Source organism: Stenotrophomonas sp. STEN063, assembly GCF_056854515.1.
The window spans coordinates 1-15,740 of record NZ_JBXFWF010000055.1; the positions used below are offsets into that span (position 1 = coordinate 1).

At 64.0% G+C, this 15,740-nt stretch carries 11 protein-coding genes; 5 read left to right on the plus strand and 6 right to left on the minus strand.

Annotation, left to right across the window (positions count from 1 at the left end; genetic code table 11):
• Positions 1-156 precede the first annotated feature (156 nt).
• Positions 157-3,513 carry a hybrid sensor histidine kinase/response regulator gene (locus tag AC1VWL_RS14205; RefSeq protein ID WP_482987130.1) on the minus strand — a complete coding sequence of 1,119 codons (3,357 nt, stop codon included), beginning with the start codon at positions 3,511-3,513 and terminating at the stop codon, positions 157-159.
• Between the two features lie 456 nt (positions 3,514-3,969).
• The gene (locus AC1VWL_RS14210) at positions 3,970-6,210 is read right to left on the minus strand and encodes a TonB-dependent receptor (RefSeq protein ID WP_482987131.1); all 2,241 of its coding nucleotides are present in this window, start codon (positions 6,208-6,210) and stop codon (positions 3,970-3,972) included.
• Positions 6,211-6,371: 161 nt separating this feature from the next.
• Between AC1VWL_RS14210 and AC1VWL_RS14215 the strand changes: the two genes are divergently transcribed.
• On the plus strand, positions 6,372-7,778 hold the full coding sequence (locus AC1VWL_RS14215; RefSeq protein WP_481546230.1) for a GntP family permease: 1,407 nt from the start codon (positions 6,372-6,374) through the stop codon (positions 7,776-7,778).
• Between the two features lie 428 nt (positions 7,779-8,206).
• On the opposite strand, the gene AC1VWL_RS14220 is transcribed toward AC1VWL_RS14215, so the two are convergent.
• A complete protein-coding gene (locus AC1VWL_RS14220) occupies positions 8,207-8,539 on the minus strand; it encodes a ComEA family DNA-binding protein (RefSeq protein WP_282267817.1) in 333 nt (110 codons plus the stop codon).
• A gap of 234 nt (positions 8,540-8,773) precedes the next feature.
• Between AC1VWL_RS14220 and AC1VWL_RS14225 the strand changes: the two genes are divergently transcribed.
• From AC1VWL_RS14225 to murU, 4 genes are all read left to right on the plus strand, one after another.
• Entirely contained in the window at positions 8,774-10,267 is a 1,494-nt protein-coding gene (locus AC1VWL_RS14225) for a M20 family metallopeptidase (RefSeq protein ID WP_282267819.1), read from the plus strand.
• Positions 10,268-10,360: 93 nt separating this feature from the next.
• Positions 10,361-10,633 carry a GlsB/YeaQ/YmgE family stress response membrane protein gene (locus tag AC1VWL_RS14230; RefSeq protein WP_282267821.1) on the plus strand — a complete coding sequence of 91 codons (273 nt, stop codon included), beginning with the start codon at positions 10,361-10,363 and terminating at the stop codon, positions 10,631-10,633.
• A gap of 45 nt (positions 10,634-10,678) precedes the next feature.
• A complete protein-coding gene (locus tag AC1VWL_RS14235; RefSeq protein ID WP_482987132.1) occupies positions 10,679-11,689 on the plus strand; it encodes an aminoglycoside phosphotransferase family protein in 1,011 nt (336 codons plus the stop codon).
• Positions 11,686-12,387: an N-acetylmuramate alpha-1-phosphate uridylyltransferase MurU gene (gene murU, locus AC1VWL_RS14240; protein WP_482987133.1), complete on the plus strand. Its 702-nt coding sequence runs from the start codon at positions 11,686-11,688 to the stop codon at positions 12,385-12,387. Before AC1VWL_RS14235 ends, murU begins: the two co-directional genes overlap by 4 nt.
• 268 nt (positions 12,388-12,655) lie before the next feature.
• On the opposite strand, the gene hda is transcribed toward murU, so the two are convergent.
• From hda to AC1VWL_RS14255, 3 genes are read right to left on the minus strand one after another with little or no spacing between them, the layout of a single operon-like run.
• Entirely contained in the window at positions 12,656-13,357 is a 702-nt protein-coding gene (gene hda / locus AC1VWL_RS14245) for a DnaA regulatory inactivator Hda (RefSeq protein WP_481614990.1), read from the minus strand.
• On the minus strand, positions 13,354-14,529 hold the full coding sequence (locus AC1VWL_RS14250; protein WP_481614991.1) for an AI-2E family transporter: 1,176 nt from the start codon (positions 14,527-14,529) through the stop codon (positions 13,354-13,356). The genes hda and AC1VWL_RS14250 overlap by 4 nt, the downstream gene beginning before the upstream one ends.
• A complete protein-coding gene (locus AC1VWL_RS14255; RefSeq protein WP_296250985.1) occupies positions 14,526-15,659 on the minus strand; it encodes a DUF2066 domain-containing protein in 1,134 nt (377 codons plus the stop codon). Before AC1VWL_RS14255 ends, AC1VWL_RS14250 begins: the two co-directional genes overlap by 4 nt.
• Positions 15,660-15,740: the final 81 nt, after the last annotated feature.

The following is a 15,740-nucleotide window of genomic DNA, read 5'->3' on the forward strand; positions in this document are numbered from 1 at the left end:
GGGTTATTGCGAAAAACCCTCGATCCGGAGTTCCTCACCCCCAATTTCCCCGACCGCCTTCGCCCGGCTACGCGCCGCGCACCGGGGGCTCCTTGCGTAACGCCCGGGGGGCGCTGCGCGTACCCGGGCTACCAACTCCCACCGATAACACTGTCCCTATTCCCTGCCACCGGTCCCGGGCCGCAACGCATCCGCCGCCAACAGTCGATCCAGGATCGACTTCAATGCCAGCGGCCGCACCGGCTTGTGCAATAGCGTCAGTCCCTGCTCCAACACTTCGCGCCGCGTCGCCAGACTGTCATCGGCACTGAGGATCAACGTAGGTCGCGCGCCAAAGCGTTCGCCCAACCGCAGCTGCAATGCAGTGCCGGTATCGCCATCGTCCAGGTTGTAGTCGAACAACCACAGACTCGCAGGCATCTGCTGCAATGCCGCCACCGCCTGCGCTTCGCCCGAGGCCTCGGCCACCTCATAGCCCCAACCGCGTAGCAGCCCGGCCAATCCCTGTAGGGCGGCAGGATCGTTATCAACCACCAGTACCGGCACGCCGCCCGAGGTTGCCGCAGTGCGTGCGCGCGGCTGGTTCGCTATCTGCGACGAGCTCACGCGTTTCAACGACACCGAGAAGACCGTGCCCTGCCCTTTCTCACTGCGCAGGCGCAGCGGTGCATGCAGCAGACCGGCAATACGGTCTGCGATCGCCAGGCCGAGGCCAAGTCCCTGCCCACTGCTGTCCTCGCCGCGCCGGAACTCCTCGAATATTCGCTGCTGTTCTTGCTTGGCAATACCCGGGCCGGTGTCGTGCACCTCAACCCGCAGGCGCTCGCCATCCCGGCGTACGCCCAACAGCACACCACCCTGGCTTGTGTAGCGCACCGCATTGGCCAGGAAGTTCTGCAGCACCCGCCGCAGCAGCTGCGGATCACTGTTCACCCATGCGCCGGTCGGCACATAGTGAAACGCCAGCCCGCGCGCGGTAGCCAGTGCACGGAACTCCGAGACCAAGGGGTCCAGCACTTCAGCCAACGGCAGGTCACGCGGCTGCGGCACCAGCCCACCGGCTTCCAGCCGCGACATGTCGAACAGACCGGTCAATAGATCGGTGGTCGAATCCAAGGCGCCACGGATCTGCACCACCGCCTGTTGCTGCTGGCTGGACACCACCTGTTGCGCCAGCGTATCGGTGAACAGATGCGCAGCGTGGAGCGGCTGCAACAGGTCATGTCCCACCGCAGCCAGAAAGCGGCTCTTGGCATCATTTGCCCGCTCGGCCTCACGCTTGGCCGATTCCAGCAAAGCGGTACGTTCGCCAACGCGCTGCTCCAGCGTCTCGTTGCTGCGCTTGAGCTCGCGCTCGCTACGGCGGAACTCGGTGACGTCGGTAAAGGTGGCGACAAAACCACCGCCCGGCATCGGATTGCCACGGATCTCGACGATGCTGCCATCGGGAAACACGCGCTCGGTCAGGTGTGGCGTGCCTGCGCGCATGAAGGCCAGACGCCGGTCCACCGCACGCTCATCGCCACCGCGCGCCGGCATCGCCTGCAACGCCCAGCGGGTCAGGTCCATGATCGGCCGCCCCACCTGCAGCAACTCATCCGGAAAACCAAACATGCGCGCATACGGGCGGTTCCATGCCACCAACCGTTGCTCGCGATCAATCACGCTGATGCCCTGGCTCATGTTCTGCAACGCGGCCTGCAGCACCTGCTGGCTGAAACGCAGATCCTGCGAGGCCTCACTGACGATGGCTGCCACGGTCGCCAGCTCATTTCCTTCGCGACGTGCAGCATCCAGCAATAGACGCGCGGAGGCGGCACCGAGCACCGCCGACAACTCGCGCTCGATGCTGGCCTCGATCGAAGCTGGCACCGCACCGCTGCGCGGCGCGTCTGCCAATAGCTGTTGCACGCGCTCGTCGGGCAGGAAGCGGCGCCCCGCATTGCGCAGGGTATCGGCATCCAGGTTGCGGCTGATGCGATCGGGCGTGTCGCGACGCCATGCCATCGCCAGCAAGGTCACCGCAGTGCCAACGAAAAGACTCGCTCCCACGGCCCGGCCCAGCGGCGTCCAGCCGGTCAGGCCAAACAGACCTTGCGGGGCAAGCCACTGCCACCCGAACGGCCCCTGTTGCAGCCACATCGGTGTACGCCCGCCACTTTCCAGCAGCGATGGCAGCAGCAGTACCCAGGCCCAGGTCGCAAAGCTGGCAACCACGCCAGCAATGGCGGCACGTGGTGGCGTCTGCGGACGCCAGATAGCGAAGGCCAGCACCGGCACCAGCGTAGCCATCGCCGAGAACGACACCGCACCGATATCGGCCAGCACATTGCCACCGCCAATCAGACGGCTATAGCCCCAGGCCAGCAACATGATCACGCAGATGCCTGCGCGTCGCAGCCACACCAGTTCGCGTCGATGGTCGCCGCCGCCGGCGCGCGCCCACGCGCTGCGCACCAGACCTGGCGCAAACCAATGGTTGCCGATCATCAGGCTCAGCGTGAGCGTACTGACCACGACCATGCCGGTGGCCGCACTCAGGCCACCGAGGAAAGCGAACAAGGCGACGCCTTCGTGACCTGCGGCGAACGGCAGCGCCAGCGTATACATGTCGGAAGGCACGCTATTACCCAGCAGCAGTGTACCGGCGCGTGCCAAGGGCAGGATGGGCAGCGCGATCAACAGCAGGTACAAGGGGAACAACCAGCGTGAGGTGCGCACATCGGCGGGATCGCGGCACTCAACCACGCCGATATGGAACTGATGCGGCAGCAGGAACATCGCCAGTCCGCCAAGTATCACCAGCGGGATGAAGCCGCCCTCAGGCGCGCTGACGGGTGCCACGGGGGCTGCTTGCACACCCTTCAAGCCAAACCAGACAAATACCCCCAGCGCCAGCATCGCGCCCAGTTTGAATACCGATTCGGCCGCCATCGCCAGCACCAGCCCGCGATTGTGCTCGGAGGCATCGGCGCGGCGTGCGCCAAACAACATCGCGAACAAGGCCATCGCCAACGCGACATACAAGGCGCTGTCCTGCCAGATCGAGCCGCCCTGCCCGGCTTCCACCGCGCGCGAGGTGATCATGCCGAAACTCATCGCCACCGCCTTGAGCTGCAGTGCGATATACGGAATCAAGCCGAGCACAGTCACCAGCGTCACCGTTGCCGCCAACCAGGCATCGCGGCCCAGCCGGGCGGCGATCAGATCGGCGAGCGAAGTGGCATTGGTTTCGCGCGCCAGCCGCACCAACCGCATCATCACGCCGATGGCCAGCGCATAGAACAGGATGGCGCCGACGAAGGTGGGTGGCAGTGGCCAGCCGTGACGGGCGGCCTGGGTGACCGTGCCGTAGAACGTCCACGAGGTGCAGTGCACCGCCAGTGACAGCGCATAGATGTGCCGCCAATGGCGGGCAAACGCGGTGGGCCGGCGTTCCCCGTACAAGGCCACGCCGAACATCAAGGCCAGCCAGGCCAGACCCGCCAAGGCCACTGTTACCAGACTCAACATGGAAAGCGTTTCCCGGAAGCTGTTTGGCAGGATACGGAGTTACGGGCGGGGGATGAAGCAGTGCATAGCTTGAACGCCTTTGCTTGAAGCCCCTCTCCCTCCGGGAGAGGGGTTGGGGTGAGGGTGCGGTTCGCCAGGAGTTTGTTTTTTAGCTTTTTCATCAAGAGCCAGAGCTCGAAAGCCAAAAGCAGAAGCTGCCCTCACCCCAACCCCTCTCCCGCAGGCGGGAGAGGGGCTTCAAGCAACAGCAACAGCCAAACAAAAGCCAAAACAACGGCCAAAACAACGGCCAAAGCAACAGCCAAAGCAACAGCCATAGCCATAGCGACAGCACCTGCTGCGGCAACCGCTGCAGCTACAACCAGAAGACCAGCAACAAAAAGCAAAAGCCCTCCCCCGCCATGCGGGAGAGGGCTGCCTTGCATACCAATCAGCCAGCCGTCAGCGGCTGCGTCATCAGAAGTTGTAACGCACCGACACATACCAGTTGCGTGGCAGGCCGTAGTACGCGGTCTGGATGTTGCCAACGCTGGCGAACTCCTGGCCTTCGGTCTTGTACTGCTTGTCGGTCAGGTTGCGCACGCCCGCACGTACCTGCCAGGTCAGCTGCGACGAATCCCATACGCCGTAGGCGCCCAGCAGCGTGTAAGCGTCCTGGCTCAGCACCTTGCGGTTGTCCACCGACAACCAGGTTTCGCTGCGATACGACACGTCGCCGCCAAAGGTCAGGCTGCCGTTGTCACCCAGCGAGAACACATGCTGCAGGGCCACGCGGGCGGTCATGTCCGGCGAGAACGGCACGTGGTCGTGGTTCACGGTCGGATCGTAGCCGGCGTAGGACGGATCGAGACGGAAGTCCTCGAAGCTGTCGTACTTGGCGTCCATCCAGCCCAGCTGTGCGCTCAAGGTGGTGGACTCGCCCAGCAGCGCGCTGCCTTCCAGCTCGATGCCCTTGATGTTGAGCTTGGCCGCATTCAACACCGGGAAGGTGCCCACGTCCTGCGACACGCGTGCCTGGAAGTCGCTGTAGTTGCTGTAGAACGCAGTGGCGGAGCCGCGCAGGCGGTGATCCGCCGAGCTGCCCTTCAGGCCCAGCTCGTAGGTCCACACGTATTCCGGGTCGAACTTGGCGTGCTGGGTGTCGTACACGGTATTGGCGCGGCCGTTGAAGCCACCGGACTTGAAGCCACGGTTGGCCGACACATAGCCCATCAGGTTGTCGCTGAACTCCTTCTGCAGGCTGATCGACGGCGTCACTGCCGTCCACGAGGCCTTCGCATCGAACGCGACGGTGCCGTTCAAGCTGGCAAACGGAGCGCCCCAGAAGGTGCTGGTGGAACGGTCGTAGTCCTTCTTGTCCTTGGTCCAGCGCACACCGGCGGCGACGGTCCAGGTCGGTACGAACTCCCAGTTCACGTGCGCGAATGCCGCGGTGGACGTGGTGGTCAGGTCATCGTCGATGGTGCGCAGGAACGGCACCTTGGCACCCAGGAACGAGAACAGGTCATCGGCATACGCTTCCTGGTACGACGGCACGTTCTCCTTCATGTAGTACGCACCAAAGGTGGCGTGCACATTGGAACCGTTGTCGTAATGCAGCTGGAATTCCTGGCTCTTCTGGTTCTGGTCCAGCGCCACCAGCACGTCGCCCAGTTCGTACTCGGAGGCGTCGATGTCGATGTACGACTTGGTCTTGAGCTTGCGGTAGGAGCTGATGCTCTTAAGCGTGAACTGCTCGTTGATGTCCCAGTTCATCGACAGCGAGGCACCGGAGTGCTTCAAGTACTGGCCTTCGCCGTTCTGGAACGAGGTCTGCGCACGACGATTCCATTCACCGGTTTCGCCCGGCTGCAGCACGATGACACCCGCTGGAGCCAGGCTGGTCTGCAGCAATGGTGCCATCGGACGGCCCAGCGTCAGCGCCGCATCCTGCTTGGTGGTGTCCAGCGACAGCACCGCGCTGAAGTTGTCGGTCGGCTGGAAGGCCAGCTTCGCGCGCAATGCCTCGGTGTCATCGTCGTTGTAACGCTTGCCGGTCACCGCATCCTTGACGTAACCGTCATTGGTGATCTTGGCGCCGGCAATGCTGGCAGCCACGGTGTCGCTCAGCTTGCCCGAGACGTAGAAGCGGCCTTCCAGGCGACCATAGTCACCGGCAGTCACTTCGACCGCGCCGCCTTCATTGTCGAACGGATTCTTGGTGGTCAGCTTGATCGCCCCCCCCGTGGAGTTCTTGCCGTACAGCGTGCCCTGCGGGCCGCGCAGCACTTCCAGCTGCTGGATGTCGAACAACGAGAACAGCGCGCCATTGATGCGCGAGTAGTAGACGTCGTCCACGTACATGCCCACGCCAGGGTCGAAGGTCTGCAGCGCATCGGGCTGGCCGATGCCGCGGATGAAGACGTTGACGCTGTTGGCCGAACCGCGGCCCTGGGCGATGTTCATGTTGGGCACGGCGCCCTGCAGGCCTTCCACGGTCGAGGCCTGCAGATCCTTGATCTGTTCCTCGCCGAAGGCACTGACCGCCACCGGCACGTCCTGGATGGACTCGCTGCGACGACGCGCGGTCACGGTCACTTCGTCCAGCTGCGTCGCCTTGGTGCCTGCCGGCACCGTCTGCTGCTCCTGCGCCTGCACGAATGCGGCCGGTGCCAGCAGAATGCCACCGATGGCGATACTCAGATACTTGCGCTTCATTGGTCTCCCTCCTCCCGGGTATGACGTTGCGACACACGAATGTCGCCATGGAGCGCACGTTAATGGAGCGTTAGCCGGCCGCGTATCGTCCCTTCGTACAGTGGGCCGGGCCGCACTTCGTCCTGATACTCGCCGGCAATGTATTGGCCGGGGAGCTGTGAATGTCGTTTCTGATCGTATTGGCGGCCCTGTGCTTCCTGATGTTTGTCGCCTACCGCGGCTACAGCGTGATCCTGTTCGCGCCGGTGGCGGCGCTGGGCGCAGTGCTGCTGACCGATCCCAGCCTGGTGCAGCCGATGTTCACCGGCTTGTTCATGGACAAGATGGTCGGCTTCCTCAAGCTGTACTTCCCGGTGTTCGTACTGGGTGCAGTGTTCGGCAAACTGATCGAGGTCTCGGGTTTCTCCAAGTCCATCGTCAGCGCCACCATCAAGCTGGTCGGGGCCAAGCGCGCGATGCTGTCCATCGTGCTGGTCTGTGCGCTGCTCACCTACGGCGGTGTTTCGCTGTTCGTGGTGGTATTCGCGGTCTACCCGTTCGCCGCCGAGCTGTTCCGCCAGAGCAACATCCCAAAGCGGCTGATTCCCGGCACGATCGCGCTGGGGGCCTTCACCTTCACCATGGACGCGCTGCCGGGCACGCCGCAGATCCAGAACATCATTCCCTCGGCGTTCTTCGGCACCAACAGTTGGGCCGCACCGTGGCTGGGCGTGATCGGCACCGTGGTGATCCTGATCCTGGGCATGAGCTACCTGGAATGGCGCCGCCGTGTCGCCGTGCGCAATGGCGAGGGCTATGCGGGCGCCAACGACGAGCTGCGTAATGAGCCAGAACCCTTCCACGGCCAGAATCTGGCACATCCGCTGGTGGCGATCACCCCGCTGATCCTGGTCGGCGTGGCCAATTTCCTGTTCACCCGCTGGATTCCCGGCTTTTACGGTGAAACCCAGTCCTTCATTCCTGCGGTGATCGGCAACCCGGCACCGGTGGTGCAGGAAGTCTCCAAGCTGGGAGCGATCTGGGCCGTGCAGGGTGCGTTGCTGCTGGGCATCCTCAGCGTCATCGCCTTTGCCTGGAAGCCGGTGATCGCCTCGTTTGCCGAGGGCACCAAGTCGGCGATCGGCGGCGCCATGCTGGCCTCGATGAATACCGCCTCCGAATATGGTTTCGGTGCGGTGATTGCCGCCCTGCCCGGCTTCCTGGTTGTGGCCAATGCACTGGGCTCGATCCCGAACCCGCTGGTCAATGAAGCGGTTTCAGTCACCGCCATGGCTGGCATCACCGGCTCGGCGTCAGGCGGCATGAGCATCGCGCTGGCGGCAATGGCCGACAGCTTCATCGCCAATGCGCAGGCTGCCGGCATTCCGATGGAAGTGCTGCACCGCGTGGCGGCGATGGCCTCCGGCGGCATGGACACACTGCCGCATAACGGCGCGGTGATCACCGTGCTGGCCGTCACCGGCCTCACCCACCGCCAGTCCTACAAGGACATCTTCGCCATCACCATCATCAAGACGCTGGCGGTGTTCGCGATTATCGGCGTCTACTACGCGACCGGCTTGGTTTAAGCAGCCACCTGACCTGGTCTGGGCCAAGGCGGCTATTGGCAACACGCAGATTGCAGGGCAGGCACCGCCCTTGTAGCCCGGGTAAGCGCAGCGCACCCGGGGTTCTTGCAGAAAGCCCCGGGTGCGCTGTGCTTACCCGGGCTGCATGCGCACCAGGCCGATGGCGCCGCGTGCGCAAACCCGGAGCTCGTACCGGCTCTTGCGAATCCCCAATCCCCAATCGCGAACTCCCAGAAAAGAACAAGGCCCGGGAAGACCCGGGCCTTGTTCTTTGGAGCAGAGACAGAAAAATCGCCCGGCTGCACGTCACTGTGCACCACCGGACGACCTCACATCCTTGTTGGCATCCTGCCAGCCCCCAGCGTCCTGCCCTTTTCGGGTTCCTGGTGATCCGTCATCCTGACGGCTCACTATTCGATTCCTTCCGCTCAGCGCCTCTCAACCGGCTGCGCAGCTACCGTCCCGGTAGCGTTCTTGGCAGGGGCAGCTCCGGCCCTTGCTTCGATCAGGTCACGATTCCGTTCGACCGTCTTCAATCCGATTCCTTTCACCAGTGCCAGTTCCTCGACACTTTTGAAGGGCCCGTTGGCCTGTCTGTGTTCAATGATCGCCTGCGCCTTGGAAGGGCCGACATTCACCAACACCTGATTCAGCTCCGCCGCGGAGGCGGTATTGATGTCGACCTTGTCCTTGGCTTGCGCCGTAAGCGTCAACAACAATGCGAGAATCAGAGACTGCAGCGTTACGGTAAAAAGCTTCATCGCTGTACTCCTTGTGGCTTGGTCATTGATCGGCTGGCTATCCCGCCGGTCAGATCAGTGTTCCGCGCCACATGAATCCAGAATATCCGGGGCGGGTTCAGCAAACAGCCAGCCAACCACCCGGGTCCTTGTAGGAAAAGTCCTACAAAAATTCACTGATGAAACCGTCGCCAGCCCGATAAACAAGGGAGCGGCGTAGAATGGTTGCACCTGACATTGCTATCGGAGATCCAGATGGACAGCGCCAAGATCGGCCAATTTCTCAGCGACAAGTGGGACAACGACATCGTCCCGCAATTGGTCGATTACATCCGTATCCCCAACAAGTCGCCGATGTTCGACGCCAACTGGGTCGCCAACGGCTACATGGAGCAGGCCGTCACCCTGATGGAAAGCTGGGCCAAGGCACAGACCATTCCCGGCCTGCAGGTCGAGGTGGTTCGCCTGGAAGGCCGCACTCCGCTGCTGTTCCTGGAAATCCCGGCCACCGGCCCGGAAACCGGCGATGACACCGTGCTGCTCTACGGCCACCTGGACAAGCAGCCGGAAATGACCGGCTGGGACGACGACCTCGGCCCGTGGATTCCGGTGCTGCGCGGCGACAAGCTGTACGGTCGCGGCGGCGCCGATGACGGCTACGCCATCTTCGGCTCGCTGGCCGCGGTGCTGGCGCTGCAGGAACAAGGCCTGCCGCACGCCCGCTGCGTGATCCTGATCGAAGCCTGCGAAGAGTCCGGCTCCTACGATCTGCCGGCTTACGTCGACCATCTGGCTGAGCGCATCGGCCAGCCGTCGCTGGTGGTCTGCCTGGATTCGGGCTGCGCCAACTACGACCAGCTGTGGTGCACCACCTCGCTGCGCGGCCTGACCGGCGGCAACTTCACCGTCAAGGTGCTCAACGAAGGCGTGCACTCCGGTGATGCCTCCGGTGTGGTGCCGTCCAGCTTCCGCCTGCTGCGCCAGCTGCTGTCGCGCATCGAGGACGAGAACACCGGCCGCATCCTGCTGGAAGGCCTGCACACCGAAATCCCGGCCGAGCGCCTGGAACAGGCCAAGCGCGCCGCCGACGTGGTCGATACCGCCATCTTCGACAAGTTCCCGCTGGTCGACGGCCTCAAGCCGATGAGCGATGAACTGACCGAGCTGGTCCTCAACCGCACCTGGCGCCCGGCCCTGTCGGTGACCGGCATCGGCGGCATGCCGCCGCTGGAATCGGCCGGCAACGTGCTGCGCCCGGAAACCTCGGTGAAGCTGTCGCTGCGCCTGCCGCCGACCGCCAATGGCAAGGCCTGCGGCGAGCTGCTGAAGGAAGCCCTGCTGCGTGATCCGCCGAACGGCGCCCACGTCAGCCTGGACCTGGAAAAAGCCTCCACCGGCTGGAACGCACCGGCCATGGCGCCGTGGCTGGAGCAGTCCATCGACGCCGCCAGCCAGGCCTTCTTCGGCAAGCCGGCGATGTACATGGGCGAAGGCGGCTCGATCCCGTTCATGGGCATGCTGGGCGAGAAGTTCCCGGGTGCGCAGTTCATGATCACCGGCGTGCTCGGTCCGCACTCCAATGCACACGGCCCGAACGAGTTCCTGCACATCCCGATGGGCAAGCGTGTCACCTCCTGCGTGTCCAAGGTGCTGTTCGACCACCACGCCGCCAGCCTGCGTGGCGAAACCAGCGGTTCGCCGGTGGCCGCCGACAGCGGCACCCGTCACGGTGGCCACGGCTGCTGCTGATCGGTCCGACGCGGTTGGTCGGATGTTGATGGTTTGATGACGAACGCAGCCTGGCCTTGCTAGGCTGCGTTTTTCTTTGGCACGGGCAAGAACATGAGCGGACTGTTTGGCAGCGACAGCTGGCTGTACATCATCCTGATCGGCTTCTTCGTAGGCCTGCTGGGGCGCTTCTTCATGCCCGGCAACAACCGCATGGGCTGCCTGCTGACCATCGTGCTCGGCGTGGCCGGCGCGGTATTTGCAGGCTGGTTCGGCCGTGAGATGGGCTGGTATGCCGCCGGTCAGCCGGCCGGCTTCATCGGCGCCATCATTGGCGCGATCGCCCTGCTGGCACTGCTGCGCCTGGTCAGCGGCGGCAAGCGCTGACTCCATCCAACGGCGCCTGCGGGCGCCGCTTCACTTGTAGTGTCCATGAACGATCCCGCTTCCGATCCGCTGCGCGCCCAACAACGCCTGCAGTGGACCTGCACCGCACTCGGCGACCCTGCCACCACGCTTGAACGTGCATCGGTCGATGCCGGTTTCCGCAGCTATTGGCGCAGTACCAGCGCACGCGGCAGCCACATCGTGATGGACTCACCGCCCGGGTTGGAAGATGTACGCCCCTGGCTGCGCATGCACGACCTGCTGGAAACCAACAGCGTTCGTGTACCGCAGGTGCTTGCGCGCGATGTCGACAACGGCTTCCTGCTGCTGGAAGACCTGGGCGGACCAACACTGGCCCGCTTCATCAGCGACGACACCGCCGACACCTGGTTCGATGCAAGCTTCGCGCAACTGATCCGCCTGCAGTCGATTCCGGTGCCCGACGGCATGGGCGCGTTCGGCGAGGCACTGCTGCAGCGTGATGCTGGCCTGTTTGAAGAGTGGTTCGTGCAACGCCACCTCGGCCTGAGCTTGGACTGCGGCGAAAGCGAGCAGTTGCAGCTGGTGCAACGGCGCCTGATGGACAACGCCTTGAACCAGCCACAAGTGCTGACCCATCGTGACTTCATGCCGCGCAACCTGATGCCGGTCGAGGGTGGTCCGGCGGTGCTGGACTTCCAGGATCTGGTCAGCGGGCCGATTGCCTATGATCCGGCCAGTCTGTTCAAGGACGCCTTCCTCAGCTGGCCGCTGGAAAAAGTGGACGCCTGGCTTGCGCGCTACCACGCACAGGCACTGGCCGCCGGCCTGCCGGTGCGGCCGTGGCCGCAGTTCCTGCGCGACGCCGACTGGATGGGCGTGCAGCGCCATCTGAAGATCCTCGGCATCTTCGTGCGCCTGCGTGATCGTGACGGCAAGGGCCATTACTTCGAAGACGCACCGCGTTTCATTCGCTACCTGGATGAGGTGTTGCCGCGCTATCCGGAGCTGGCGCCGCTGCAGGATCTGTTCGAGCGCCGCTTCAAGCCGGCAATGGCCACCAAGGCTTCCGCATGAAGGCCTTGATCTTCGCCGCCGGGCTGGGCGAGCGCATGCGCCCGCTTACCGATCACACGCCCAAGCCGCTGCTGGCCGTGGCCGGCGTGCCACTGATCGAATGGCACCTGCAGCGCCTCGCCGCGCTGGGCATCGGCGATGTGGTGGTCAACACCAGCTGGCTGGCCACGCAGTTTCCGGAAAAACTCGGCGACGGCAGTCGCTGGAACCTGCGCCTGCATTATCTGTACGAAGGCCCGGTGCCGCTGGAAACGGGCGGCGGCATGCACAACGCGCTGCCGCTGCTCGGCGATGCGCCGTTCCTGGCGGTCAATGGCGACATCTGGAGCGACTTCGATTTCGCCACGCTTCCGCGGCAACCGAAGGGCAGCGCCCACCTGGTCATGGTCGACAATCCGCTGCAGCATCCGCGCGGCGATTTCATCCTGGATGCCGATGGCCTGCTGCATGACGAAGGCGAGCAAGCACGCCTGACCTTTGCTGGCATCGGCGTGTATCGGCCGCAGTTGTTGCAGGACTGGCAGAACGTGGTTGGCAGTGCCGATGGCAGCGCGGAAACCCCACCACGCTTCAAACTGGCGCCCTTGCTGCGCGCGGCGATGGCGAACAACAGCATCAGCGGCCAGCATCACCAAGGCCGCTGGACCGACGTAGGCACACCCGAGCGCCTGCAGCAGCTGGAAAACCAGCTTTTGTAGGAGCGGCGTAAGCCGCGAAGCAAGTGAAGACTCAGATACACAGATGCCTGCAATTGCAGGCATCTTCGTTAACGGACGCGACACCGGCTTCGCGGCTTACGCCGCTCCTACAAAAGCCGCGTCCGCCAGCCGTTTGTGGGAGCGGTGTAAACCGCGAAGCAACTTAAGCCCCAGATACAAAGATGCGTGCAATCGCAGGCATCTTTCTTATGCGGATATGACATCTGCTTCGCGGTTTACACCGCTCCCACAGAATCCATAATGCCGATCAACCCGGCCCGTTCTCCAACACCCGTTTCAGGAACGGCACGGTGATCCGCTTCTTTGCCGCCAGCGATTCGCGGTCCAGCCGCTCCAGCAAGGTCACCAGTCCGCTCAGGTCACGGCCGGTGCGGGTCAGCAACCAGTCCAGCGTCGCCTCATCCATCACCAACCCACGGCGCACAGAACGTTCGCGCAGCACTGCGCCACGGCCTTCGGCATCCAGCGGCTCCAGGGTGATGCGGCTGCACTGCGACAGCCGCGAGCGCAGGTCCGGCAACACCAACCCCAGGCCATCAGGCGGCAGCCGCGAGGTATAGATCACGGTCACGTCGGCAGCGCGCGCGCGGTTGTGGAACTCGAACAGGGTGATTTCCTGCTCGCGTCGACCGGCGACATATTCCAGCCCGTCCAGCGCCAGCACGTCGTGCCCTTCCAGCGCCTCCAAGGCGTCCTGCAGGCGCGTACCGGCCGCCTGCAGTGGCAGGTACGCAGGGCGACGCCCGGCCTGCAGTGCAGCAGCGCATGTGGCCAGGGCCAGATGCGTCTTGCCGGTAGCACCAGCACCCACCAGATAGATCCAATCCTGGCTGCTGCCATTGGCAACGGCACGCAACTGCGCCAGCGCGCCTTCCGGCGCACCGATGAATGTTTCAAAGCGCTGGTCTGGCGGGTAACGCAAGGCCAGCGGTAACTGCGGCACACTCACTTCGGTTCTACATCCTTCGACACGATGCTCAGATCCGCCGGCACCTGAGCGTTGCGCGGATCCAACACAATCGTCGGCCCGTGGCCGGCATACAACTCACTTTGGCGATAACGCTGGTGCGCATAGCGCAACAACACGTTGATCACCGCCGCCGCTGGCAAGGCCAACAGCATTCCCAGGAAGCCAAACAACTGGCCACCTGCCATCACCGCGAAAATCACCGCAACCGGGTGCAGGCCAATTTTGTCACCGACGATACGCGGGGTCAGCACATAGCTTTCCAGCAACTGGCCGACCGTGAAGACCACGCCAACCAGCACCAGCAACTGCAGGTCAAAGCCCTGCGACTGCACCAGTGCCGCCAGCACCGCCATCACCACGCCGGTGGTTGCACCCAGGTAGGGGATGAAACTGATCAAACCTGCGACCAGTCCGATCAACAGGCCCAGGTTCAGGCCCACCAGGCTGAGGCCCGCGGCATACACGATGCCCAGTGCGATCATCACCACGATCTGGCCGCGGATGAAGGCACCCAGCACGTCATTGGACTCACGCGCCAAGCGCGTAACCACTTCGATATGGTTGCGCGGGATCATCGATGCAACCCGCTCGACCAGCTTGTCCCAGTCGCGCAGGAAGTAATAGGCCAGGATCGGCAACAAGGCCAGGTTGATCACCCAGGCCACCATCGCAAAACCCGAGCGCGACACGTAGCCAAAGAAGGTGGTGGCAACGCCGCCAGCCTGCTGCCAGTGGCTGCGCACCCACTCGAACAGACGGCCCGGGTCCAGCCAGGCCATGATTTCCAGCCCGGTTTTCTGCTCAAGCCACGGGATTGCGGTGTTCATCAGCCACTCCTGCCCTTGGGGCAAAGCGGCGACCAGGGTAATGATCTGGCGCTGTATCAAGGGCACCAGGATCAGCAGCGCCAAGGCCAGCAGCAGGATCATCAACACGAACACCAGCACCACCGCGGTGTTGCGCGAACGGCCACTGGCTTCCAGCCGGTCCACCAGCGGGTCGCCCAGCCACGCCAGCATCAAGGCGACCACGAACGGGGTCAGCACCGGTGCCAGCAGCCACATCACCCACAACCCGAAGGCACTGAGCACCACCCACTTGAGGCGGCGCAGGAACAGCGCGATTTCCATTTCCGCTGTATCAGTACTCATCGAATGCGGTACTCCGCGCGGCGGCTACTGTTCTGTTCGGTACCGGCGTCGGCATCGTCGTCGCCTACCGCACCCACCGGCTGTAGCGCGGCGTCGCTGCCCAGCATGCGGTTGAACCCAGGCAAGCCGCTCATCAGCTCGACATCCAGCTCCAGTCGGTCACCCGAGGCCTGGATCGGCATGATCGACTTGACCACCGCCACTCGCTGCAAGGTGGCCGCCAGGCGCAGGTAGTCGTCGGCACTGCGGATACCGCTGACCACGATCCGGTAAACGCCGGCGGCACCACCGACCGGCGCCTTGGCATAACGCCGCACCAGCGCATCGGCGGCGCCATCGGCACCGGCCATCATCGCCCGCCGGGCATCGGCGTCGTTGGTGGTCCACTTGGACAGTTCACGGCCATTGTCGACAAACACCCAGTCCGCAACCCAGCCGCCACCCTTGCCACGGTACAACTTGCCGATCAGCTGCATCGGCGGCGAATAGCGCGATGAGGCGCGCGCGACCGCAGCGGTGTCCTGGCGCCAGATCGCACCGACCAGGGCCTGCTCGGCCGCGCCGCCGGCAGGCAGGCCCAGCTTGAAGCCACGTTCAACCGCACGATCCAGCAATGGCCGCGCCGCATTGGACTGCGGTACACCGACCAGGCGCGGACCGCTGCCATCATCGATGGCCAGCCAGACCACCGGCTTGGGTCGTGGCTGCGGCCATACCGGCAACCCCAGCGCCGCCACCAGCCCGTCGACGTCATCCTGGCGGAAGCGTGCCACCAGCATGGTCCGGAAGCTCGGTGCGCCACTGGCGCTGACGCTTTGATCCTGCCGGTAGTCATAACTCTCGGCCATGTCCTTGGCGCTGCGCAGGGCCTGCGCCACACCCGGCCGCGCCAGCACGCTGCGGTCGCCGGACAGCTTGGCCAGCACCGCGCCCAGCGCGCGCGCCAGCCCGCCGTTGCGATCGGCCTCGCTTTGGCTGTTGACCGGTACCTCGGCCTCATAGGCACTGCTGGCGCCAGCCACGTCCCCTTCGGTACGCATGCTGGACGACTGTGCCTGCACCAACGAAATTGGCAGGCAGAGCGCCAGAAACAGGATTGTGACCAGGCTGCGGCGCATTGAAATTTCCATTGCTCGACGATTCCGGAGGGAATTGTTGCCCGAATGGGGCCTTCACGCCAACGTGGCCTGTTAAAATCGACCGTTCACCCC

Coding starts and splice junctions, on each gene's coding strand:
- AC1VWL_RS14220 (WP_282267817.1), bottom strand. CDS start 8,539: ATGAAGCTTTTTACCGTAACGCTGCAGTCTCTGATTCTCGCATTGTTG.
- AC1VWL_RS14230 (WP_282267821.1), top strand. CDS start 10,361: ATGAGCGGACTGTTTGGCAGCGACAGCTGGCTGTACATCATCCTGATC.
- AC1VWL_RS14205 (WP_482987130.1), bottom strand. CDS start 3,513: ATGTTGAGTCTGGTAACAGTGGCCTTGGCGGGTCTGGCCTGGCTGGCC.
- AC1VWL_RS14215 (WP_481546230.1), top strand. CDS start 6,372: ATGTCGTTTCTGATCGTATTGGCGGCCCTGTGCTTCCTGATGTTTGTC.
- AC1VWL_RS14255 (WP_296250985.1), bottom strand. CDS start 15,659: ATGGAAATTTCAATGCGCCGCAGCCTGGTCACAATCCTGTTTCTGGCG.
- AC1VWL_RS14225 (WP_282267819.1), top strand. CDS start 8,774: ATGGACAGCGCCAAGATCGGCCAATTTCTCAGCGACAAGTGGGACAAC.
- murU (WP_482987133.1), top strand. CDS start 11,686: ATGAAGGCCTTGATCTTCGCCGCCGGGCTGGGCGAGCGCATGCGCCCG.
- AC1VWL_RS14235 (WP_482987132.1), top strand. CDS start 10,679: ATGAACGATCCCGCTTCCGATCCGCTGCGCGCCCAACAACGCCTGCAG.
- AC1VWL_RS14250 (WP_481614991.1), bottom strand. CDS start 14,529: ATGAGTACTGATACAGCGGAAATGGAAATCGCGCTGTTCCTGCGCCGC.
- AC1VWL_RS14210 (WP_482987131.1), bottom strand. CDS start 6,210: ATGAAGCGCAAGTATCTGAGTATCGCCATCGGTGGCATTCTGCTGGCA.